This is a genomic window from Liquorilactobacillus nagelii DSM 13675, from assembly GCF_019444005.1.
In the GTDB taxonomy this organism is placed as follows: domain Bacteria; phylum Bacillota; class Bacilli; order Lactobacillales; family Lactobacillaceae; genus Liquorilactobacillus; species Liquorilactobacillus nagelii.
Map to the genome: position 1 here is coordinate 1,633,570 of NZ_CP049304.1, position 23,470 is coordinate 1,657,039.

A 23,470-nucleotide genomic window follows, 5' to 3' on the forward strand; every position below is an offset into this window, starting at 1 on the left:
ACCTGAATCACGACAGCAAATTAGTAATCCAGCCATGAATATCCACTATATTTTGAATAAAAATTCTAAAAACAAGTTTTTTTGCATGATTTTTATAATATTATTGCATTTTTTGTATACAAGTGTTATTGTTTTACCAAGCAAAACTTTCAGGAGGTTCTCATTTATGGAAAAAGAAAAAGTTGTTTTAGCATATTCAGGTGGACTTGATACTTCGGTTTCGATTGCTTGGTTAAAAGACAAAGGCTATGACGTAATCGCTTGCTGTATCGATGTTGGTGAAGGAAAAGATCTTGAGGAAGTTGAAGAAAAAGGGCTTGCAGTCGGTGCTAGTGTTTCTTTAACAATTGATGCTAAAGAAGAATTTGCCAAAGATTATGCTTTAGTTGCTTTACAAGGGCATACTTATTATGAAAATAAATATCCATTAGTTTCGGCTTTGTCACGGCCATTGATTGTTACAAAATTAGTTGAGGTTGCTAAAAAGTATGGTGCGACAGCCATTGCTCATGGATGTACTGGTAAGGGCAATGATCAAGTTCGTTTTGAAGTTGGCATCCATGCATTAGCTCCTGAAATGAAAATTGAAGATCCAATTCGGGAATGGCATTGGTCACGGGAAGAAGAAATTGAGTATGCTCAAGAACATAATATTCCGGTTCCTATCAATTTAGACAGCCCTTATTCAATTGATGAAAATCTTTGGGGCAGAGCTAATGAATGTGGGATCCTAGAAGATCCTTGGGCAAGTGCACCCGAGGATGCTTATGATCGGACCAATCCGCTAGAAGATACCCCAGATACTCCAGCGATAGTTGAAATAGAATTTAAGGAAGGAGTTCCAACTGCCATTAATGGCACTTCATATCCTTTAGCTGAACTAATTATGCAGTTAGATAAGTTAGCTGGTTTACATGGGATTGGTCGGATTGATCATGTTGAAAATCGGTTGGTCGGAATCAAATCTCGGGAAATTTACGAATGCCCAGCGGCAACTGTCTTAATTAAAGCTCATAAAGATTTAGAAGATTTGACTAGTGAACATGATTTAGCACATTTCAAACCAGTTATTGAACAAAAATTAAGTGAATTAATTTATAATGGTCTCTGGTTTTCACCACTGATGCTGGCTCTAAAAGCATTTTTGAAAGAATCACAAAAAAATGTTACTGGTGTTGTTCGGATCAAGTTATTTAAAGGCAATGTCATTTGTGAAGGACGGAAGTCACCATACTCTCTTTATGACAAAAACTTAGCGACTTATACTTCAGCTGATGAATTTGATCAAGAGTCTGCTGCCGGGTTTATCAAACTCTGGGGATTGCCAACTCAGGTTTATGCTCAAGTGCAAGCTAAAAACCAAACTGGTAAGGTTGAAAATACAGGTGTGGAATTATGAGCGTTGATAAACCATGGGGAGGCCGTTTTACAGCCGAAAATGATCAATTAGCTGAACAATTTGGTGCTTCAATTAATTTTGATCAGCAGATGGCTTATGAAGATTTGCAAGGTTCTTTGGCGCATGTACAAATGCTGGCACATACAAAAATCTTATCCACTGAGGATGCTGCAAAAATCAGCCAAGGTTTAAAGAACTTAATGCAACAGCTTAAAGACAATAAATTGACTTTTGATGTTGAGTATGAAGATATTCATATGAATCTTGAAATGTTATTAACTAAGCAAATAGGTCCTGTAGCGGGAAAATTGCATACTGCTCGAAGCCGCAATGATCAAGTGGCTACTGATTTGCATTTGTACTTAAAAAATCGATTACCGCTTATTCAAAAAGCTCTTCATCAATTACAACAAACAATTGTCGCTAAAGCTGCTGATAATGTGACAACATTAATGCCCGGATACACTCACTTACAGCATGCTCAACCAATTTCTTACGCCCACTATTTATTGGCGTACTATCAAATGTTCAAACGAGACGCTGAACGTTTTGACTTTAGTCAACAGCATATTAATTTATCACCGTTAGGCGCAGCAGCTTTGGCTGGAACTACCTTTCCAATTGATCGAGACTATTCAGCTAAATTATTAGGGTTCTCTGAAATCTATGCCAACTCCTTAGATGCTGTTTCCGATCGAGATTTCGTTTTAGAATTTTTAAGCAATGCTGCAATTTTGATGATGCATCTCTCCCGTTTCTGTGAAGAAATTGTTCTTTGGTGCTCTTATGAATTTAATTATATTAGCTTAAGTGATGCTTACTCAACTGGCAGTTCAATTATGCCTCAGAAAAAAAATCCTGATATGGCAGAACTAATTCGCGGAAAAAGTGGTCGGGTTTATGGCCATTTGCTTGGCTTATTAACAACTTTAAAAGGCTTGCCGCTGGCTTATAATAAAGATCTACAAGAAGACAAAGAAGGAGCTTTTGACACCGTTAAAACCATCCTACCAAGTCTTAATGTCTTCAATGGTATGCTAGCTACCTTAACTTTGAACAAAGCTAACATGGCTCATGCAACTGAACATGATTTTTCAAATGCAACCGAATTAGCTGATTATTTAGCTGCTAAGGGGCTACCATTTCGAGAGGCTCATCGTTTAGTTGGTGAATTAGTATTACAAGGCATCAAAGAAAATCGCAGTTTACAAGATTTTTCCTTAGATGAACTGCAACAACAAAGTCCATTAATTCAAAACGATGTTTATCAAGCGCTCAAGCCTAAAATTGCTGTTGAGCGGCGGAACTCCGCTGGCGGAACCGGTTTTGAACAAATAAAAAAGCAGCTGGCTGTCGCTAAAACTGAACTCGAACAAACAACTAATTTCTAAAGTTAACCAAATTTTTTGCAAACTATTAAAAAGAGGCAAAAGTAATTATCTAAATTACTTTTGCCTCTTTTTAATTTTTATCGTCGACATTCACAATGTAAGTGACACGGCCGAACTAGTTGAACCGTCTCACAAAACCCTTTCAGACTGTTATAAACATGCTGAGCACGTGAATAATGTTCACAGATTCCAAAAACCGTTGGTCCACTACCCGTCATTTGAGCGGTCTGCGCGCCAAACTCAATCATTTTATGTTTTAATCGTAAAATTTCTGGAACATTAGTCTGAGTCACTGTTTCCAAAACATTCGTCATAACTGGTAAAATTTGTTTCAGATCCTGACTAGCTGTCGCCAAAAGCATTTTATTATAATCACCATGTCCTAATTTACTATAAGGAATCTTCTTCAAAACTCCAGCCGTTGACACACTTGCGCGCGGTTTAGCTAATACAATCCAAAACGGTGGTAAATCTGGCAGCGGCTCAATAATTTCACCTTTTCCGCTAACAGCTGCTGTTTGGCTGTAAACACAAAATGGTACGTCAGAATCAATCAGCAACCCAATTCTTGCTAACTCAACACGACTTAATTCTAAGTTCCATAGTTTGTTAAGTGCTCGTAACACCGCCGCTGCATCTGCAGATCCGCCGCCCATTCCAGCTGCTACTGGAATTTTTTTACGGATTTTAATTTGAACGCCTTGATTGATTGCAAACCTTTTTTGCAATATTTTAGCCGCCTGAAAAGCTAAATTACGTTGATCTTGCGGTAAAAATCCCAAATCAGTTTCTACTGTAATCAGCTGATTCTTGAAATACGGAGTTACTTTAACATAATCCGCTAAATCAATTGCTGTCATTACCATTTGCCATTCAGGTGCCCCATCAGGGTGACGAAAAGGCGTATCTAAAAATAAGTTCAGCTTAGCGGGGGCTTTTTCAATTATCTCCATTCAGTCACCTACTTGAAGTTGTTTCTTTCATTATACTAAAAACCACTTAACTAAAACAAAGAATTGTTGCAAAAAAAAAGCTCCGCTCCCCTAGCGTAAGCTCTCAGCTATCTACCAACCAAACAGTTTAATTAATCTTCGAAATCCAACCGAATATTCTTAGTCAAAATATCGGTATAACTATATGAAACACGCTCAAAGGCATTTTCTTCTTGATTTAATTCGATCACAAAAACCGCTGGATAAGTTTCACGCAAAATTCCATGGCGACTAACAGTTTTCTTTCGACCTGCTTGAACAACAACGGTCAGTGGCTTCCCTAAGTAATCATCTAATTTGTTTTTGATCGTAGCGATCGATACCGGCATTTTTTTCACCTCTCTGTGAAACAATCTTATCATAGTTTCACAGAGTTTGCAATTATACCACAACTACCAATCATAATTCAAATGAAAATTTTTAAAGAACCCCTTTTATTTGCAACTGATTAGTCAACTCAACAAATTGCCCTACTGTTAACTCTTCTGCTCGCATTCTGGCTGATAATTTCATTTCAGCTAAAAATTCAGCAGCTTGTTCTTTATTCATTTTCTGTTTTCCTACAATGCTCAATAAATTATTACCTAAATTTTTTCGACGATGAGCAAAACATCCTTGAACAACCTTAACAAATAAGGGCCAAGAATTTACCGGAGATATAACTTCTTCACGTTTTACCAATTTGACAATCGCCGAATCAACTTGAGGTTGCGGTATAAAAAATGATTTTGGCACAGTTATTGCCAATTCAGCTTGACATTGGTATTGAACAAGAACTGACAACGCCCCATAGGCTTTAGTTTTAGGTACTGCACTTAACCGCTCAGCAACTTCTTTTTGCATCATTACAACCATTGTTTTTAATGGAATTGGTTGTTGCAATAGAAACTTAATAATCGGACTAGTAATGTAATATGGTAAATTAGCCACAACTTTTAATTGGTGTTGGCCATCAAAACTATCTGCAATTAAAGCTGGTAGGTCGGCTTTCAACACATCTTGTTCAATTACTTTGATGTTTGAATAGTCAGCTAAAGTTTCCGCCAAAACGGGCAGTAAACGTTGATCAACTTCTAGTGCAGTCACTTGATGTGCCTTTTGTGCTAACTGTTCAGTTAAAGCTCCAATGCCAGGGCCAATCTCAATCACATCATCAGCCAACGAAATTTCAGCTACAGCTACCATTTGTTGCAATAATGTTTCATTGGTCAAAAAGTTCTGCCCTAAACTTTTTTTAAAGTTCAACCCATAGGCCGTCATAATTGCTTTAGTTCTAGTAGGTGAAGCAATCGCTGGGTGTCTACTTTCCATCAGTTTTATCCTCCAATTGTTTAATTTGTTCTAACGCTTGCTGCAGTTGCTGCTGATTAATTTGAAAAAGGCTTAGCCGCTCGTACAAGCGCTTGCCATTGGTATAACCAATTTTCAGAACTTCACCTAATTTGGCTCTTTTTTCCTTAGCACCAGGACCCGATAATAGTCCGGCCTGCCATAAGGTCTCACGCGAAACAAGTGCTTTGGCTGCTGGAGCTTCAGTATACAAATGAGCTAGTGCTGCTTGAATTGCTTCTGGTGCTGCATGTTCAACCCCCAAACTTCCTTTAGCTTTCGGCACAGCTTGAGCTTTGGTTAAAAAAGCATGTTTTACCCCTGGTACTTGTTGTGAAATCATCTGACGGATTTTTTCTCCGGAAAAATCTGGATCAGTAAAAACAATCACACCGCGTTTTTCTTGCAAAATTTTAATTTGTTCAATTACTCCCGGGCTAATCGCTGAACCGTTAGTTTCAATTGTGTCAGCATTAACCGCTTGTTTGATTCTCTTAGTGTCATCTTTACCTTCAACGACAATTACTTCTTTTAGTTTTTTCACAGTTTAAATCCTTAATATTTTTAATGTATTTTGATAAGTCTGCTTTGCAAATTTTTCAACTGACAATTGACGTAAGTCTGCCAAATATTCAACCGTTAGGCGGGTAAATCCGGGTTCATTCTGCTGTCCGCGATAAGGCACTGGTGCTAGATAAGGCGCATCCGTTTCAACCAAAATTCGGTCTAGTGGTGTTGCTAAAAATGCTTCTCTTACCTCAACAGCATTTTTAAAAGTCACCACGCCGCTAAATGACAAATTCATTCCCAAGTCTAAAAATTTTTTAGACCATGAAGTGTCACCATTGAAGCTATGCATAATTGCACCGAAATCGCCAACATGGGCAGCCTTGAGAATTCGATAAGTATCTTCAAAGGCATCTCGATTATGAATACTGACTGGCACATTTAACTCGCGGGCTAACTCTAATTGTTGTTGGAAAACTTCTTGCTGGATTTTCGGTTCAACTGAGCAATGATAGTCTAACCCGATTTCCCCTAAAGCTTTCATCTGCGGAAATTTAAATTTCTGGGCCAATTCATCCAACTCTGTCGTATTAAACCGAACGGCGTCTTCCGGATGACAACCAGCCGCTCCATAAATGTTATTATCTAACTGCCAAAGTTGCTGCAATCGTCCAAAACTAGCTCCATCCCCAGCTAAGACCAGCATTTTTTTTACACCCCATGCGTGAGCGCGCTTAATTACGTCCGGCAGATCAGTGGTAAACGCTGGATCATTAATATGCGTATGTGAATCAAAAATTGTCAGCTCTGACATCCTTTTTCTCCTAACTCATAATAAAAGATCTTTTTCTGAGCTTTCTCAGAGAAAAGATCTTTTAGCTTCGATTAGCTGAGCAGTGAACCATTTGGAATTGCTTGATTTACCGTAATTAATTCGACCTGATCACCATACTCAGCTGATAACAACATTCCTTGGCTAACTTCACCACGCATTTTCCGCGGTTGCAAATTAGCCACAACAATAACTTTTTTTCCAACTAATTCAGCTGGTTGTGGATACCAGTGAGCAATTCCAGATAAGATTTGCCGTGAAACCGGATCACCAGCATCTAACGTAAATTTTAACAATTTATCAGCGCCAGTAACATGCTCAACCTTTAAGATTTCCGCCACACGCATTTCAACTTTATCAAACTTATCAAACCGAATTTCTTTTTTGTTGATCTTTAGTGTCTGTTCAACCGCTTTTTCTTTTGCTTCAGCCATCGCTTTTCGGCCCTTAACTTTTTCATTTTTCGTCATTTTCGATTTTATATAGTCAACTTCTTGCTCGACATCTAATCGTGGGAAAATCGGTGTTGGCTTAGCAGCAACTTTTGCATTAAGTGGTAAGTCTGCATAATTTAATTTGGCAATACTACTCTCAGTTCCGCTGATGCCTAACTGAGCAAAGATTTCTTTAGGAGCATGAGTCATCACTGGTTGCAATAAAACTGCAATTACTCGCAAACTGGCTGTCAAATGAGCTAAAACACTATCAAGCAATGATTTTTTCGCCGGATCTTTGGCCAAACGCCAAGGCTCTGTTTCGTCAATGTATTTATTAGTTCGACTAACAAGTTGCCAAACTGCTTCTAGTGCATTTGAAAAATGAACCTGATCCATTTCCTGTTGATATTTTTCAATTACATTTACAGCAGATTGCTCTAAAGCTTGGTCAAAGTCTGTTTTTTGGCTTAAGGTTGGCACTACGCCATTTGTGTACTTATTAATCATTGCTACTGTCCGATTAAGTAAGTTGCCTAAATCATTGGCTAAATCATAGTTAACTCGGCCAACAAAATCTTCCGGTGTAAAGACACCATCATTACCAAAAGGCACAGCCCGCATTAAATAATAGCGTAATGCATCTAAGCCATAACGTTCAACCAACATTTCTGGATAAACAACATTTCCCTTTGATTTTGACATCTTGCCATCTTTCATTAATAACCAGCCATGACCGATTACATGTTTTGGTAATGGTAAATCTAGTGCCATTAAAATAATTGGCCAATAAATCGTATGGAAACGAACAATCTCTTTGCCGACCATATGGATATCAGCGGGCCAATACTTCTTAAACAGACTGTCATTATCGGTACCGTAGCCTAGCGCTGTAATATAGTTGCATAAAGCATCAATCCAAACATAAACGACATGTTTGGGATTGCTAGGAACTTTAACACCCCAATTAAAAGTTGTTCGAGTAATTGCCAGATCTTCCAAACCTGGTTTGATAAAATTATTCAACATTTCATTTTTCCGGGTTGCCGGAATAATAAAATCAGGATGTGCTTGATAATATTTAACTAAGCGATCAGCGTATTTGCTCATTTTGAAAAAGTAGCATTCTTCTCGCACAAGCTCAACTTCATGGCCAGAAGGTGCTTTACCACCGACAACCTTGCCTTGTTCATCACGATAGACTTCTGCCAATTGTGATTCAGTAAAATATTCTTCATCAGAAACTGAGTACCAGCCTTGATATTCACCTAAATAAATATCACCTTTTTTTAGCAAATGTTCAAAAATCTTTTGGATTGCCTTTTCATGATAATCATCAGTTGTTCGGATAAATTTATCATTAGAAATCTCCAGTAATTTCCATAATTGCTTGATGCCGTCAGCCATCTGATCAACATATGCTTGGGGAGACATCCCTAATTCTTCAGCTTTTTTTTCAATTTTCAAACCGTGTTCATCGGTCCCTGTTAAGAAAAAAACATCATATCCTTGTAAGCGTTTATAACGTGCCATTACATCACAAGCAATTGTTGTATATGAGTTGCCAATATGCAATTTACCTGAAGGATAATAAATCGGAGTAGTAATATAAAATGTTTCCTGTGAAGCCATCGACGTCAAGTCCTTTCACTCGGTGAATCTTTATTATTTTCAATTTTGATAGTTACCGTTAGTATAGCATATTTTAACGATCAATCGAACAAAAACTCAAATCTGCAATTGGGCAAATGCCGTGCTGGCATCCATATTCAGTTGCTCGGCCCCAACTGGTAAATCCAGTTTTTCACGATTAACTGCAATTAATTTTGCCTGCGGCTGGCGATAAGCTAATAAGCCTGCAAACGGATAAACCCGTAAAGAGGTTCCGCAAACCAGCAATAAATCTGCAGTCGCAATTGCTGCAATAGCTTTTTCTAATACTTCTGATGCGATTGATTCTCCATATAACACAATGTCTGGACGCAAAATTCCACTGCAACTTTGATGATACATGTTTTGCAAATACGTTTGGTAGTCAACCAATTGCTGACAATGCTGACAATAAATTCGATATAGACTGCCATGAAATTCAATTACATTCTTCGCTCCAGCTTTAGTATGCAAGCCATCAACATTTTGCGTAATAATTGAGGCTGCTTTTTTCTGTGTTATGTCTGCCATTTTTTGATGGATAATATTGGGTTGAGCCTGCGGGTAATACATCTGAGTAGTTACAAAATGATAAAACTTTTCCGGTTCATGCTCTAGACAAGTTCTACTTAACAGATACTCTGGCTGTTCTTGCCCATTATCATAGATTCCGCCTTTAGAACGATAATCTGGAATTCCTGACGGTGTCGAAACCCCTGCTCCTGTTAGGAAAACAATTTTTGTTGCATTTTTGATAACTGTAGTTAATGACATACTTTGGCCTCCTGTCAAAAACCTTATGATTTCTTCATCTTTCCTGATAGACAAAACCATATTTTTCCATGAATTCACCCACTGATAGGCGATAAATTTCTTTGAAAAATTCATCTGGTTTTTGAGTGGATGGCGTCGGCAAAACAAATGAGTTTTGATCATCTTGACGATAAACTCCAAGATACGCTTTAGTGTCATGCAAACTTTCTTTGAATTCAACATGGTAAAGTGCAAATAGCTGACGCAACTGTAATTTAAGTTGTCGTTTGCTTAAAACTGGTGTGACTGTTAAGAATTGATTCAGCTTCATTGACGGCAAATGCCAATTAGTCAAATTTTGATCAAACTGTTGAAACAATTTAACAATACCGTGCCGAATTGCTAACGGCGCTAGTAACTCCTTAGCGGTTAATTTTTGATACATTTCTTTAGCTGCTTGGGTTGAAACTGGATACAGTTGCTGGAGCTTTGCAGTAACTTGTTGATCCCCTTGGAAGAAAACCAATCCATCTAAAATACTGATCGTTCGTAAAACCATCCATTGATCAATTTGATTTTTTTCTGGCTCTAAAATCGCTAGTAATCCTTTAAAAAACATTTCAGCGACTGTTTGATTTAAAAAGCCCAATTTTCGTTGCTGATCATAAACTTGTAAATGCATCACTGTATCGTACAATTCTAGCCCTGTTGCCATAAACTTATCATCTAGGTTCAAATCACCACTTGTTAAATTAAATTGAATCTGTGGTAAATTTTCAGTGAATTGCTGAATATGTAGTAATTCATGAGAAACCAGAAAATTAACTGCTTGATTATTTTTTAATGCAATCACCATTTTCCCATCACGGAAAAAATGTTCAGCTTGATCATGCCGCAAAAAATTAACTTTCGTAGTTGTTGGTTCAATCACAATTGGCTGATGAATTTTCTTGGCAGTAGCGTCTAACAAAGATTGAACTTCTGGTTGTAGTTTTATTTCTGTCATTTTAATGCTCACTTTCATGTTTTTTGGCTAACAAAGACTGGGCAGTTGTTAAATCCGTTTTTTTCATTTGCTGCATTTGCTTTAAGATAGTTGCAACCTCGTTTGGTTGCGCACCGGCAGCTAAAATCGTTGCCCGTAATTGCAATCGCATATGACCTTGTTGAATTCCCTCACTAACAAGTGCCTGAAGAGCCGCTAAGTTTTGAGCTAAGCCTACACTTGCAATGATTTCCGCTAATTGTGTAGCCGAATTTATTTTGGCTAACTGCTGATTTAATTGTACTAGTGGTACAATTTTAATTGAACCACCAACAACCGCTACTGGTAGTGGTAAAGTTATTTTCCCTTCTAAAATAGAATTATCTGAATTAAGTTGCCACTGACTTAAGCCACGGTAGCTACCGCTTTTAACTGCAAAAGCATGAGCTGCACTTTCAATCGCTCGCCAATCATTACCCATGGCAATTGCAACTGCATCGACCCCATTCATAATTCCTTTGTTGTGAGTAGCTGCTCGATAAGGATCTAACTGAGCCAATCTTGAAGCAACCGCAATTTTCTCAGCAACCTGCTGTCCAGCTAACTGCGGTCTAGTTAAAAATTCTACTGGAATCCGACAACTAGCTTGGGCTAATGATTCATCTGCTAAGTTGCTAAGAACACTCAATAAAACTGGTGCTGAGATCTGAGTTCCTAAGTAATTTGCGACCGCCTCCAGCATTGAGTTGACCATGTTGGCTCCCATTGCCTCTTGGGTATCAATTGCTAAGTCTAATGAAACTAAATCTGCTGCTAAAATTCTAACTCGCAAGTGACGGGCACCACCACCGCGCTTTTGCAAGGATGGGTGAGCCTGATTAGCAATTAAAATTAATTTTTCTTGTTGTTCTTCCAAATTTTTCTTCAACTTTTCAGGTTGAGATACTTTCTCAAAAACAATTTGCCCCCATAATAAATGGCCTGAAACTTTTGTTGTGAAGCCGCCACTCTTCTCAATAATAGCCGCTCCATGGCTACTAGCAGCTATAACTGATGGTTCTTCTGTTACCATTGGAATTAAATAACGTTTGCCATTAATTAAATAATGAAGCGCCAGACCCTCGGGTAAATTATAATGTGTCAGATAATTTTCAATTTGTTGATCTCCAAGTTCTGGGTCACTTGCTGAACATTGCAATATTTTTCGTTGCTGATCAGAAATTATTTTCTGATCAATCAAGGCTTGTAGGCGTTGTTGCCATGTTTTTTGATAAAACTTGCTTAAATTTGTCATTTTTATACATCCTTAATCAATTATTGCTATACTTAAAAAAGAATTAACAGCTGCTTTCGGAGGAATTTACAGTTATGCACAATCACAAAAAAATGCTTACAATTTCAATTATAATTTTAGCACTGCTTAGCAGCAGCTGGCTATTGTTATTCAATTTTTCAAGAATCAACCAGCAAAAGCAATTACCTTTTAGGGTCGGTATTGTTCATGAACAGCAAAACTATACGCAAAAGCAACAATTTTCATTTAACTATCAACTGGCAAAAAAATTAAAAATTCCCCAAAAAAAGACTGTAATTATAACCGGTTCTGCCTCTACTTTAAAGAAGCAATTTAAACAACATCAATTGCAACTAATACTTGGACTGGCTAGTAAACAACCCACAACCAATAAAATTAATTATCTTTTTTTGCCGAATACTTTAGTAGTTAATCGGAATCATCCAATTAAAGACTTGACTACATATCACCACAAACTTGGAATAGCAAATTCTGTTTTACCAACCAATCTAACCATTTTGAATCTTAAGCAAAAAAAATATTCCAGCGATCTTAAATTGTTGAATGCCATTAACAAATCTCAAATTCATGCTGGAATTATGAGCAATTTAGAATATAACTATTTAACCAAGCAGCAGCCAGAATTTTTGAATACTACTGAAACAAGAACCGCTTTCCCACCTATGACAGCTAGCGTTACCGGCGCTTTAGTTGAAAAAAAATACCATTCAACAATTAAACGCATGTTTAAAAAAATGCAGTTAGATGGTCAATTAGCAAATTTATCAGTGAAATATTTTTTTCAAGATTATACTCAAGAATGAAGCATAAAAAATGTTTCACTACATTTTTTAATTTTGAAATCAACTTTCTCATCTAACGCCTATAATTACATTCATCAGATATTGGTAGTCACTAATTGTCTTTTAGTTTTTTTATGTAAAGATTGTATCAGACCTATCCTAGTTTTACTAGAAAATCACTAGTCTTTCATTTGTATACCATTTTTTTCTTAGGTGCAATTAAGTAGGAGGCAACTGATTAAGTAAGTTACAAATTCTCAATACCACTATATATTCCAACTGCTATGACCCACAGCGGACTTACACCGCCTAGTTATCACCCATGCCGTGCTCATAGAAAAAAGCAGCTGATGCTTTTACACATCAACTGCTTTTTCTATGAGCACGGCAACTTCCTACCCTCACAGGGGGCGATCCCCCAACTACTATCGGCGTTAAGAAGCTTAACTTCTGTGTTCGGCATGGGAACAGGTGTATCCTTCTTGCTATCGCCACCGCACTCTTCTTTTGAGAAAATCTTGTTCTCTCAAAACCAGCTAATATCTTTCTCTTTTTCCCTCGAACTCCGTTCTTCTTCTTTGGTTAAGTCTTCGGTTTATTAGTACTGGTCCGCTCCATTCATCACTGAACTTCCACTTCCAGCCTATCTACCTGATCTTCTCTCAGGAACCTTATTTCTCTAAAGAATGGGAAATCTTATCTTGAGGTGAGTTTCGCACTTAGATGCTTTCAGCGTTTATCTCATCCACACTTAGCTACCCAGCTATGCTCTTGGCAGAACAACTGGTACACCAGCGGTGTGTCCATCCCGGTCCTCTCGTACTAAGGACAGCTCCTCTCAAATTTCCTACGCCCGCGACGGATAGGGACCGAACTGTCTCACGACGTTCTGAACCCAGCTCGCGTACCGCTTTAATGGGCGAACAGCCCAACCCTTGGGACCGACTACAGCCCCAGGATGCGATGAGCCGACATCGAGGTGCCAAACCTCCCCGTCGATGTGGACTCTTGGGGGAGATAAGCCTGTTATCCCCAGGGTAGCTTTTATCCGTTGAGCGATGGCCCTTCCATTCGGAACCACCGGATCACTAAGCCCGACTTTCGTCCCTGCTCGACTTGTCTGTCTCGCAGTCAAGCTCCCTTGTGCCTTTACACTCTGCGAATGATTTCCAACCATTCTGAGGGAACCTTTGGGCGCCTCCGTTACCTTTTAGGAGGCGACCGCCCCAGTCAAACTGCCCACCTGACACTGTCTCCCGCCAAGTTTATTGGCGAGGGTTAGAGTGTTCATACAACGAGGGTAGTATCCCACCAATGCCTCTGCCGAAACTAGCGTTCCGGCTTCTATGGCTCCTACCTATCCTGTACAAGTTGTACAAACACCCAATATCAAGCTACAGTAAAGCTCCATGGGGTCTTTCCGTCCTGTCGCGGGTAACCCGCATCTTCACGGGTATTATAATTTCACCGAGTCTCTCGTCGAGACAGTGCCCAGATCGTTACGCCTTTCGTGCGGGTCGGAACTTACCCGACAAGGAATTTCGCTACCTTAGGACCGTTATAGTTACGGCCGCCGTTTACTGGGGCTTCAATTCTGAGCTTCGCCGAAGCTAACCCATCCTCTTAACCTTCCAGCACCGGGCAGGCGTCAGCCCCTATACGTCATCTTACGATTTTGCAGAAACCTGTGTTTTTGATAAACAGTCGCCTGGGCCTTTTCACTGCGGCTGAGCTTACGCTCAGCACCCCTTCTCCCGAAGTTACGGGGTCATTTTGCCGAGTTCCTTAACGAGAGTTCTCTCGCTCACCTGAGGATTCTCTCCTCGACTACCTGTGTCGGTTTGCGGTACGGGCAGCTTTGATCTCACTAGAAGCTTTTCTCGGCAGTGTGACATCAGCACCTTCACTACTTAAATTTCGCTACTCATCACAACTTGTCCTTATGTCAGCAAGCATTTTACTCACTAACAGACTTGTTGCTTGAACACACCTCCAACAGTGTGCGTGCTTAGCCTCCTGCGTCCCTCCATTGCTCAAACAATCATTGCTGGTACAGGAATCTCAACCTGTTATCCATCGCCTACGCCTTGCGGCCTCAGCTTAGGTCCCGACTAACCCTGGGTGGACGAGCCTTCCCCAGGAAACCTTAGTCATTCGGTGGACAGGATTCTCACCTGTCTTGCGCTACTCATACCGGCATTCTCACTTCTAAGCGCTCCACTGGTCCTTACGATCCAGCTTCTCCGCCCTTAGAACGCTCTCCTACCACGCAACCTTACGGTTGCATCCACAATTTCGGTAATATGTTTAGCCCCGGTACATTTTCGGCGCAGGATCACTCGACTAGTGAGCTATTACGCACTCTTTAAATGGTGGCTGCTTCTGAGCCAACATCCTAGTTGTCTGTGCAATTCCACATCCTTTTCCACTTAACATATATTTAGGGACCTTAATTGGTGGTCTGGGCTGTTTCCCTTTCGACTACGGATCTTATCACTCGCAGTCTGACTCCCGAAGATAAATATATGGCATTCGGAGTTTATCTGAATTCAGTAACCCAAGACGGGCCCCTAGTTCAAACAGTGCTCTACCTCCATTATCCTAACTTCGAGGCTAGCCCTAAAGCTATTTCGGAGAGAACCAGCTATCTCCAAGTTCGTTTGGAATTTCTCCGCTACCCACATCTCATCTCAGCATTTTTCAACATACACGAGTTCGGTCCTCCAGTGCGTTTTACCACACCTTCAACCTGGACATGGGTAGGTCACCTGGTTTCGGGTCTACGTCTGCATACTAATTCGCCCTCTTCAGACTCGCTTTCGCTACGGCTCCGTCATTTACGACTTAACCTTGCATACAAACGTAACTCGCCGGTTCATTCTACAAAAGGCACGCTATCACCCGTTAACGGGCTCTAACTACTTGTAGGCACATGGTTTCAGGAACTATTTCACTCCCCTTCCGGGGTGCTTTTCACCTTTCCCTCACGGTACTGGTTCACTATCGGTCACTAGGTAGTATTTAGCCTTGGGAGATGGTCCTCCCGGATTCCGACGGAATTTCACGTGTTCCGCCGTACTCAGGATCCTGAACTGAGGGAAAACGATTTTGTCTACGGGGCTCTCACCTTATTTTGCTGACCTTCCCAGATCATTCGACTATCGTTTTCTTTGTTAACTCAAATGTTCAGTCCTACAACCCTAGAAAGCAAGCTTTCTAGTTTGGGCTCTTCCCGCTTCGCTCGCCGCTACTGGGGGAATCGAGTTTTCTTTATCTTCCTGCAGGTACTTAGATGTTTCAGTTCCCTGCGTTTGCTTCTAACTAGTCTATGTATTCAACTAGCAGTAATAGCTCATTACAGCTATTGGGTTGCCCCATTCGGAAATCTCCGGATCACAGCTTACTTACAACTCCCCGGAGCATATCGGTGTTAGTCCCGTCCTTCATCAGCTCCTAGTGCCAAGGCATCCACCATGCGCCCTTATTAACTTAACCTTGTTTTACCTGCGGTAAAACGGTTATGAGTTTGCGTCAAGAACTTCTTGTTCAAAACTCTTTTAATACGCGGTGTTCTCGGTTTAATAAAAAAGATATTATCTGGTTTTCAAAGAACAAGTTTGAGAGTAAACCTCTCAAAACTAAACAAAGTTTCGTGCTTGTGCAGGTTCCGTTTCTATCCTTAGAAAGGAGGTGATCCAGCCGCAGGTTCTCCTACGGCTACCTTGTTACGACTTCACCCCAATCATCTGTCCCACCTTAGACGGCTGGCTCCTATTGGTTACCCCACCGGCTTTGGGTGTTACAAACTCTCATGGTGTGACGGGCGGTGTGTACAAGGCCCGGGAACGTATTCACCGCGGCATGCTGATCCGCGATTACTAGCGATTCCGACTTCATGCAGGCGAGTTGCAGCCTGCAATCCGAACTGAGAACGACTTTCAGAGATTAGCTTAACCTCGCGGTCTAGCGACTCGTTGTATCGTCCATTGTAGCACGTGTGTAGCCCAGGTCATAAGGGGCATGATGATTTGACGTCATCCCCACCTTCCTCCGGTTTGTCACCGGCAGTCTTGCCAGAGTGCCCAACTTAATGCTGGCAACTGACAATAAGGGTTGCGCTCGTTGCGGGACTTAACCCAACATCTCACGACACGAGCTGACGACAACCATGCACCACCTGTCATTCTGTCCCCGAAGGGAACACCTAATCTCTTAGGCTATCAGAAGATGTCAAGACCTGGTAAGGTTCTTCGCGTTGCTTCGAATTAAACCACATGCTCCACCGCTTGTGCGGGCCCCCGTCAATTCCTTTGAGTTTCAACCTTGCGGTCGTACTCCCCAGGCGGAATGCTTAATGCGTTTGCTGCGGCACTGAAGGGCGGAAACCCTCCAACACTTAGCATTCATCGTTTACAGCGTGGACTACCAGGGTATCTAATCCTGTTTGCTACCCACGCTTTCGAACCTCAGCGTCAGTTACAGACCAGAGAGCCGCTTTCGCCACTGGTGTTCTTCCATATATCTACGCATTTCACCGCTACACATGGAGTTCCACTCTCCTCTTCTGCACTCAAGTCTCCCAGTTTCCAATGCACGACTTCGGTTAAGCCGAAGGCTTTCACATCAGACTTAAAAGACCGCCTGCGTTCCCTTTACGCCCAATAAATCCGGACAACGCTTGCCACCTACGTATTACCGCGGCTGCTGGCACGTAGTTAGCCGTGGCTTTCTGGCCAGATACCGTCACTGCACGAGCAGTTACTCTCGCACACGTTCTTCTCTGACAACAGAGTTTTACGATCCGAAAACCTTCTTCACTCACGCGGCGTTGCTCCATCAGACTTTCGTCCATTGTGGAAGATTCCCTACTGCTGCCTCCCGTAGGAGTTTGGGCCGTGTCTCAGTCCCAATGTGGCCGATCAACCTCTCAGTTCGGCTACGTATCATTGCCTTGGTAAGCCATTACCTTACCAACTAGCTAATACGCCGCGGGTCCATCCCAAAGTGATAGCCGAAACCATCTTTGACACAGAAACCATGTGGTTTCTGTGGTTATGCGGTATTAGCATCTGTTTCCAAATGTTATCCCCCGCTTTGGGGCAGGTTACCCACGTGTTACTCACCCGTTCGCCACTCAGTTGTTTAAGTCGGTGCAAGCACCAGTTAAAACAACTTCGTTCGACTTGCATGTATTAGGCACGCCGCCAGCGTTCGTCCTGAGCCAGGATCAAACTCTCATTTTAAAGTTTGTGACTCATTTTTATTACTAGCGAATTGACTTCGCAAATTTTGTCCTTGCTTTCGCAAGGCCCTGCACATTTGCTTTATCGAAACTTTGTTCAGTTTTCAAAGGTCTACTGTTTTAATAACGCAACTTTTAAAGTGTATAACATAATTCATAATCAGTCAAGAACTAATTTGAAGTTTTTATTTTTTAAAAGCTCGATTGCTCAGCGGCAACATATTTAATAATACAATGCTGGTTACTTTTCGTCAAGCTCTTTTTTTGTTTTTTTCAATTGGATTTCCATTAACTATTCAAAAAAATAAATAGCATCATTTTTAAGTTTGAATCTTTTGCTAAGCTTTTAATAAAAAAACAGCATAGCTGTCGTATCTTTGACAACAAGCTTGCTGTTTTTAAGTTCTATTTAACTTCTGCTAAGAAGTATTTCTTTTTGCCACGTCTTACAATCACAAATTTGCCATCAAAACTAGCAGTTGGATCAATTTCAAATTCCAGATCTTGAGTCCGTTCACCATTTATATAAATCGCTCCATTAGTGATATCCTCGCGAGCTTGTCGCTTTGATTTTTCAATCTCAGTTTCAACCAACCAATCAACAATATTTTTTTTCGCAGCTGTAACAACCACTGTCGGCATTTTCTTAAATCCTTGTTCTATCTCTACCGCCGTTAACTGCTTTACATCTCCGGAAAATAACGCTTTAGAAATCCTTTCCGCCTGCTTGACAGCTTCTTTACCATGAACAAATTCTGTAACTTCTTCAGCCAATCTTCGTTGAGCTTCGCGTTTTTCTGGCTGAGTCTTAACTTTTTCAGCTAATTCTGCAATTTCCGTCTGATCTAAGAAAGTGAAGAATTTAAGATATTTAATGACATCTCGATCATCTTGGTTTAACCAGAATTGATAAAATTCATATGGTGTCGTCTTTTTTGCATCAAGCCAAACTGCCCCACCAGCAGTTTTACCAAATTTGGTTCCATCAGCTTTAAGCATTAACGGAACTGTTAATGCAAAAACTTGTGCCTTATTTCCTTCTAATTTATGAATCATATCAATTCCTGCAGTAATATTTCCCCATTGATCGGCACCGCCAATTTGCAATTGAACATCATTATGCTTATAAAGATGATAAAAATCTAATGACTGCAAAATTTGGTAAGTGAACTCTGTAAAGGAAATTCCGACCTCTAAACGACTGGAAATTACTTCTTTGTTTAGCATAGTATTAATATTGAATAATTTTCCATAATCACGCAAAAAACCTAGCAAATCTAATTTTGACAACCAATCGTAGTTATTGACAACAGTAATGTTATCTTTGCCAAATAATTTTTGCATTTGTTCTGTTTGGCAGCGTTCATTGTGATGGACTTGCTCCATTGTCTGTAGAACCCGTTCTGCCTTTTTCCCAGATGGATCACCAATTGAACCAGTACCGCCACCAATTAAAATATGTGCTCGATGTCCAGCCATTTGGAACCTCTTAAGCATCATAAAGGGGATTAGATGTCCAATATGCAGGCTGTCTCCTGTCGGGTCAACTCCACAATAAAGCCCTACTGATTTGTCAGATAAAGCTCGTCGCAATCCTTCCTCATCAGACATCTGATTAATTGCTCCACGCCATTTTAATTCTTTAATAATATCCAATAGTTTTCCTCCTAAAATAAAAAATCCCTAAAATCCTCATTAATGAAGATTCTAGGGACGAAATATTCCGCGTTACCACCCAAGTTATCAGTTAACCTGATCAGCTCTTATCATCAATATAGCGATGAACCACTCAGCTCCATAGTGTAATTCAAAATTAAATTTGGCTTGATTTTCAGCGACCATCAAGTTCCTTTTTTCCAAAAATTAATTCTACTGCGCTATTTCATTGCTGTTACTTTAGATTCTAGGATTTTTTTCTCATCCTGTCAATCTAATTTGATTTTTCCTTCACTCAATTTGGCTTGGCACTCTGGGCACAGACCATAAACTTCGTACTGACTATTAAAAACTTGATAGCCTGTTTTTTCAGTTGCTTCTGACTCAAGATGTTTGTAACTTTCATCGAAAACATCAACAATTTTATTGCAATTAACACAAATCACATGGTAGTGAGGTTCTTCAAAATAATCATAACGCATATGACCGCCACTATCCGAAGCAATTTCAATAATTAAATTATGGTCTATCAATAGCTGCAGCGTATTGTAAACAGTTGCTAAGCTAACACTAAAACCATTTCCTCGAACATAGTTAAAAATCATCTCAATTGAAGGATGCTCATGAGATGTCATCAAATATGATAAAATGACTTGCCTTTGAGGTGTGTTTTTAATTTTATATTCTTTTAACTTATTTGCAGCAGTCAGCAATGGCTTCTGTTCTTCTGCCATCATTCAGCAGCCCTCCTTGATGAAAATCATAATTGATAATTATTCTCACTACATTATACGACTATCGGCTGTTAAAAGTCCATTAAAAAAAATCAGTCAGCAACTGATTTCATTTTTTTTTGGTTTCTTCTTGCTGCTTTATTTGCTGGACCATGGATAATTCCTCATCGGTTGGAACAATCAAAACTTTGGCGACTGAAGCGGGGTTTGAAATAATCCCCTCATTGCCAACCCGATTCAACTTTTCATCCAATTTCAAACCTAGTACAGCTAGTCTTTTAATAATTTCCTGCCGCAAAAAGGCGTTGTTTTCGCCAATTCCTCCGGCAAAAATCAGTGCATCTACACCACCAAGTTCAGTATAATAAGCACCCACATATTTAACAATTCGATTAATAAAAATTTCCACTGCAAGTTTGGCTTGTGGCTGATCCTTAGCAGCAATTAAATCACGCATATCAGGTGATAGTTCAGATATTCCTAATAATCCAGATTTTTGGTTTAAAATCTGCATGATCTCTTCAACTGAGCAACCTAATTTTTTCATGAGATATGGAATAATCGATGGATCCGTATCGCCAGCGCGTGTCCCCATCGTTAGACCTGTTAATGGTGCAAAGCCCATAGATGTATCAAAAGCCCGTCCTGACTTTTCAGCAGCAATTGATGCTCCACTGCCTAAATGCAAAGTTATTAGTTTTAAATTCTCATAAGGCTTTTTCAACAACAGGGCTGCTCGCCGTGAAATATAGTCGTGACTAATTCCATGTTCACCATAGCGGCGAATCCCGAATTTCTGAGTATATTGATAAGGTAAACTATAGATAGCATTTACTTCAGGAAGATTTGTAAAAAATTGGCTATCGAAAACAGCATATTGTGGAATTCCCGGTAATTGACGTTGCACTAATTCAACATACTTGACTTCTGTAGGATTATGTAATGGTGCAAAATCATCCAACTGCTTCAATTCAGCAATCTTTTCTTGAGTCATTAAAGTAGCTTGCCGAAAAAGTGTACTTCCAGCAACTATTCGATGTCCAACCGCTGAAATTTCACTTAAATCTTTAACAAAATTAAATGACTTTAATTGTGAAAATATCAGTTCGGCAGCAGCTGGATAGGATAAACATTCATGGCTTTCAGTCGCTTTTTTCCCTTCATATTTAACTGTTGAAATTGAGTTTGCCATATTAATTCGTTCAATTAGTCCTGCAGCAATTACTTTTTCCGTTAAATCTTCAAAAAGTTTCCATTTAACTGACGAACTTCCAGCATTCATAATTAAAATTTTTTTCATCTTAGCACCTCCGCTTAAGTCTTCATTATATAACATTCAAAAAATTCTTTCAGCCTGTATAGCATTGACCATGCCCCGATAATTAAAAAATGCTAAACTTTAAGTAATTTAATACTAAGGAGCTAACCACATGATTAATCGTTATTCAACTCAACAATTTGAATGGTTAGATGTAACAAATCTAACACCTGATGAGCAACAGTTATTGTTAGAGAAACATCAAATTAAACAAGCTACTTTAACTTATGCAACCGACGCTCACGAGCGTGCCCGTTACAGTTTTGATCTGCTAGATAACTCAGAAATGATTATATTTAATATTCCCCAAGAAGATCAGCAGCATCCTAACCGTTTTACTATTAGTCCAATTACTTTCTTAATTAAAAATAAAACTTTATTTTCCTTTCATACCGAAGAAACCGCTGATTTAATTGAAAAACTAAAACAGACTTTATCTGTTGCCAACGATCTACCTGCAGATACTTTTGTTTTAAGAATTTTATTTAACGGTGTCCAGTTCTACCACGAAATAATTGAACATCTTTCACAGCAAAGAAACCAGTTTATCACCAAATTAGATCAACGAATTCAAAATCAGCAATTAATTAGCCTTTCAGAAATCGAAAAAAGTTTAGTTTACATTTTAAGCGGAACACAGACTAATTTACTACTATTAAAAAGTCTAAATAAAAAACATAACGATCTACAAGATAATGCCACTAATCAAAAATTACTGGCCAAAATCTCTGTTGAGGCCAAGCAAGCTGAACAAATGGCTAAAATCTCATTAGACGTCACCGAACGTTTAAGCGCCACTTCAAATAATCTGCTAAATAACAATTTAAATGATACGATGAAATTCTTAACTGTTTGGTCTCTAGTTCTAACAATTCCAACTATTATCACTGGATTTTATGGCATGAACGTTGCTTTGCCACTGACAAAGTACCCAATAGCATGGGTAATAATCTGTTTAATTACCTTATTATTGATGGGTATACTGCTCTACTACCTCAAAAAGCATCGATTTATTTAGTTTTTTCAACAAATAATCAAATAACAAATATTACAAGTTAGTTGTATTTTGTAATATTCGGCTAATGCCCGTCTGATTTATCGTTGAAAAACAAATTGCAAGAATAAATTTGGCCTTTTTTATTTTTTTTCAAGATTATTTCGTAATATTAGCAGTAAAAAAAATAAAAAATTTTCCCTGATCAAGTTTTCCATTTAAAAGCCGGTCTTATCAACTTAACTTTGTCCAAAAAAAATATAATTTAACGAAATCTTCAAATTATATTACAAGTCAACTAGTTTTATTACAAATTCAACTAGAAAAGTAACTTCACTGCTAATCGTTTGTTATATTCACCAGATATACTAGTCAATGTTGAATCGATTGGTTGATCACAAGTAATTGAATAACTTGTTGATCTTGTCAAATAAACAGGAGTGAATATAAACAGATGGACATAAAGAAAATTTTGTTATCGGCTGCAACAGTAACCGGAATGATGACAGTTGGAACAGTAGCTGCCAATGCGGATACAGTGACCGTCAAGGCCGGAGATACAGTTTCCGCACTTGCCCATGAATATGGCACAACGGTGGATGCTATCAAGCAGTCAAACCAGTTACAAAACGAGAACCTGATCTTTGTTGGTGAACAGTTGCAAGTTAATGGTACTTCAACAAATAGTCAAGCTACCACAACACAAAGCAATACAGCTACAACTCAGAGTACACAAAATGCTGCTCAAACAACTCAGAGTACACAAAATGCTGCTCAAACAACTCAGAGTACACAAAATGCTGCTCAAACAACTCAGACTCAGTCAACACCGGCTGTTCAGCAGACCACTACTACAACAGAAAATACTGCAACAACAACTACAAGCTCAGCTACAAGCTCAACTTCTTCAAGTGAAGATAGTGCCCGTGCTTGGATTGCAAATCGTGAATCTGGTGGTTCATATACTGCAAGTAACGGTAATTACTATGGTAAATACCAATTATCAACTTCGTACTTGAACGGAGATTACTCTGCAGCTAATCAGGAACGTGTTGCTAACCAGTATGTTACAAGCCGATATGGTTCATGGCAAGGTGCCCTTAACCATTGGAAAGCTTACGGTTGGTACTAAAAATATCAAATTAATTCAATTTAAA

General features: G+C 39.4%; 17 protein-coding genes, 3 rRNA genes and 1 other annotated feature. Of the genes, 5 read left to right on the plus strand and 15 right to left on the minus strand.

Annotated features, from left to right (window positions below):
* Positions 1-166: 166 nt before the first annotated feature.
* The gene (locus tag G6O73_RS08300) at positions 167-1,399 is read left to right on the plus strand and encodes an argininosuccinate synthase (RefSeq protein ID WP_057885661.1); all 1,233 of its coding nucleotides are present in this window, start codon (positions 167-169) and stop codon (positions 1,397-1,399) included.
* A complete protein-coding gene (argH, locus tag G6O73_RS08305) occupies positions 1,396-2,790 on the plus strand; it encodes an argininosuccinate lyase (RefSeq protein WP_057885660.1) in 1,395 nt (464 codons plus the stop codon). The genes G6O73_RS08300 and argH overlap by 4 nt, the downstream gene beginning before the upstream one ends.
* Positions 2,791-2,867: 77 nt before the next feature.
* Here argH and ispE read toward each other — a convergent pair whose 3' ends face one another.
* The 9 genes from ispE to G6O73_RS08350 all read right to left on the minus strand — a co-directional run bounded on the left by ispE (position 2,868) and on the right by G6O73_RS08350 (position 11,566).
* A complete protein-coding gene (gene ispE, locus G6O73_RS08310; protein ID WP_057885659.1) occupies positions 2,868-3,743 on the minus strand; it encodes a 4-(cytidine 5'-diphospho)-2-C-methyl-D-erythritol kinase in 876 nt (291 codons plus the stop codon).
* Positions 3,744-3,874: 131 nt separating this feature from the next.
* Entirely contained in the window at positions 3,875-4,111 is a 237-nt protein-coding gene (locus G6O73_RS08315; RefSeq protein ID WP_057885658.1) for a Veg family protein, read from the minus strand.
* Between the two features lie 91 nt (positions 4,112-4,202).
* Positions 4,203-5,093 carry a 16S rRNA (adenine(1518)-N(6)/adenine(1519)-N(6))-dimethyltransferase RsmA gene (rsmA, locus tag G6O73_RS08320; protein WP_057885657.1) on the minus strand — a complete coding sequence of 297 codons (891 nt, stop codon included), beginning with the start codon at positions 5,091-5,093 and terminating at the stop codon, positions 4,203-4,205.
* Positions 5,083-5,655 carry a ribonuclease M5 gene (gene rnmV / locus G6O73_RS08325; RefSeq protein WP_057885656.1) on the minus strand — a complete coding sequence of 191 codons (573 nt, stop codon included), beginning with the start codon at positions 5,653-5,655 and terminating at the stop codon, positions 5,083-5,085. Before rnmV ends, rsmA begins: the two co-directional genes overlap by 11 nt.
* 3 nt (positions 5,656-5,658) lie before the next feature.
* Entirely contained in the window at positions 5,659-6,423 is a 765-nt protein-coding gene (locus tag G6O73_RS08330; RefSeq protein WP_057885710.1) for a TatD family hydrolase, read from the minus strand.
* Positions 6,424-6,503: 80 nt separating this feature from the next.
* Positions 6,504-8,516, minus strand: coding sequence for a methionine--tRNA ligase (gene metG, locus G6O73_RS08335; protein WP_057885655.1), 2,013 nt, complete (start codon positions 8,514-8,516; stop codon positions 6,504-6,506).
* A 96-nt stretch (positions 8,517-8,612) separates the two neighbouring features.
* On the minus strand, positions 8,613-9,308 hold the full coding sequence (locus G6O73_RS08340; protein ID WP_057885654.1) for an NAD-dependent protein deacylase: 696 nt from the start codon (positions 9,306-9,308) through the stop codon (positions 8,613-8,615).
* A 34-nt stretch (positions 9,309-9,342) separates the two neighbouring features.
* A complete protein-coding gene (locus tag G6O73_RS08345; protein WP_057885653.1) occupies positions 9,343-10,293 on the minus strand; it encodes a hypothetical protein in 951 nt (316 codons plus the stop codon).
* Between the two features lies 1 nt (position 10,294).
* The gene (locus tag G6O73_RS08350; protein WP_057885652.1) at positions 10,295-11,566 is read right to left on the minus strand and encodes a hydroxymethylglutaryl-CoA reductase, degradative; all 1,272 of its coding nucleotides are present in this window, start codon (positions 11,564-11,566) and stop codon (positions 10,295-10,297) included.
* 74 nt (positions 11,567-11,640) lie between these two features.
* Here G6O73_RS08350 and G6O73_RS08355 point away from each other — a divergent pair, with 74 nt between their 5' ends.
* A complete protein-coding gene (locus G6O73_RS08355) occupies positions 11,641-12,390 on the plus strand; it encodes a type 2 periplasmic-binding domain-containing protein (RefSeq protein ID WP_057885651.1) in 750 nt (249 codons plus the stop codon).
* 361 nt (positions 12,391-12,751) lie between these two features.
* On the opposite strand, the gene rrf is transcribed toward G6O73_RS08355, so the two are convergent.
* From rrf to G6O73_RS08385, 6 genes are all read right to left on the minus strand, one after another.
* A 5S ribosomal RNA gene (gene rrf, locus G6O73_RS08360) occupies positions 12,752-12,868 on the minus strand.
* A gap of 79 nt (positions 12,869-12,947) precedes the next feature.
* Positions 12,948-15,864, minus strand: a 23S ribosomal RNA gene (locus tag G6O73_RS08365).
* Positions 15,865-16,052: 188 nt separating this feature from the next.
* Positions 16,053-17,612 (minus strand): 16S ribosomal RNA (locus tag G6O73_RS08370).
* Together the 16S, 23S and 5S rRNA genes form the textbook arrangement of a ribosomal RNA operon.
* Before the next feature lie 404 nt (positions 17,613-18,016).
* Positions 18,017-19,267 carry a tyrosine--tRNA ligase gene (tyrS, locus tag G6O73_RS08375; protein ID WP_083478478.1) on the minus strand — a complete coding sequence of 417 codons (1,251 nt, stop codon included), beginning with the start codon at positions 19,265-19,267 and terminating at the stop codon, positions 18,017-18,019.
* 50 nt (positions 19,268-19,317) lie between these two features.
* Positions 19,318-19,506: a binding site (T-box leader), on the minus strand.
* A gap of 30 nt (positions 19,507-19,536) precedes the next feature.
* Positions 19,537-20,004, minus strand: a complete 468-nt coding sequence (locus G6O73_RS08380; RefSeq protein WP_057885416.1) for a Fur family transcriptional regulator — start codon at positions 20,002-20,004, stop codon at positions 19,537-19,539.
* A 106-nt stretch (positions 20,005-20,110) separates the two neighbouring features.
* Positions 20,111-21,301: an acetate/propionate family kinase gene (locus G6O73_RS08385; RefSeq protein WP_057885415.1), complete on the minus strand. Its 1,191-nt coding sequence runs from the start codon at positions 21,299-21,301 to the stop codon at positions 20,111-20,113.
* 130 nt (positions 21,302-21,431) lie between these two features.
* Between G6O73_RS08385 and G6O73_RS08390 the strand changes: the two genes are divergently transcribed.
* Together G6O73_RS08390 and apf are read left to right on the plus strand one after the other, a co-directional pair.
* Positions 21,432-22,337, plus strand: a complete 906-nt coding sequence (locus G6O73_RS08390) for a magnesium transporter CorA family protein (RefSeq protein ID WP_057885414.1) — start codon at positions 21,432-21,434, stop codon at positions 22,335-22,337.
* Positions 22,338-22,767: 430 nt separating this feature from the next.
* Positions 22,768-23,445: an aggregation-promoting factor gene (gene apf / locus G6O73_RS08395; protein WP_219935167.1), complete on the plus strand. Its 678-nt coding sequence runs from the start codon at positions 22,768-22,770 to the stop codon at positions 23,443-23,445.
* Positions 23,446-23,470: the final 25 nt, after the last annotated feature.

Excerpts from the sequence above, each read along its gene's own strand:
- G6O73_RS08300 (WP_057885661.1), top strand. The coding sequence starts at position 167 with ATGGAAAAAGAAAAAGTTGTTTTAGCATATTCAGGTGGACTTGATACT.
- argH (WP_057885660.1), top strand. The coding sequence starts at position 1,396 with ATGAGCGTTGATAAACCATGGGGAGGCCGTTTTACAGCCGAAAATGAT.
- ispE (WP_057885659.1), bottom strand. The coding sequence starts at position 3,743 with ATGGAGATAATTGAAAAAGCCCCCGCTAAGCTGAACTTATTTTTAGAT.
- G6O73_RS08315 (WP_057885658.1), bottom strand. The coding sequence starts at position 4,111 with ATGCCGGTATCGATCGCTACGATCAAAAACAAATTAGATGATTACTTA.
- rsmA (WP_057885657.1), bottom strand. The coding sequence starts at position 5,093 with ATGGAAAGTAGACACCCAGCGATTGCTTCACCTACTAGAACTAAAGCA.
- metG (WP_057885655.1), bottom strand. The coding sequence starts at position 8,516 with ATGGCTTCACAGGAAACATTTTATATTACTACTCCGATTTATTATCCT.
- G6O73_RS08340 (WP_057885654.1), bottom strand. The coding sequence starts at position 9,308 with ATGTCATTAACTACAGTTATCAAAAATGCAACAAAAATTGTTTTCCTA.
- G6O73_RS08345 (WP_057885653.1), bottom strand. The coding sequence starts at position 10,293 with ATGACAGAAATAAAACTACAACCAGAAGTTCAATCTTTGTTAGACGCT.
- G6O73_RS08350 (WP_057885652.1), bottom strand. The coding sequence starts at position 11,566 with ATGACAAATTTAAGCAAGTTTTATCAAAAAACATGGCAACAACGCCTA.
- G6O73_RS08355 (WP_057885651.1), top strand. The coding sequence starts at position 11,641 with ATGCACAATCACAAAAAAATGCTTACAATTTCAATTATAATTTTAGCA.
- G6O73_RS08380 (WP_057885416.1), bottom strand. The coding sequence starts at position 20,004 with ATGATGGCAGAAGAACAGAAGCCATTGCTGACTGCTGCAAATAAGTTA.
- G6O73_RS08385 (WP_057885415.1), bottom strand. The coding sequence starts at position 21,301 with ATGAAAAAAATTTTAATTATGAATGCTGGAAGTTCGTCAGTTAAATGG.
- G6O73_RS08390 (WP_057885414.1), top strand. The coding sequence starts at position 21,432 with ATGATTAATCGTTATTCAACTCAACAATTTGAATGGTTAGATGTAACA.
- apf (WP_219935167.1), top strand. The coding sequence starts at position 22,768 with ATGGACATAAAGAAAATTTTGTTATCGGCTGCAACAGTAACCGGAATG.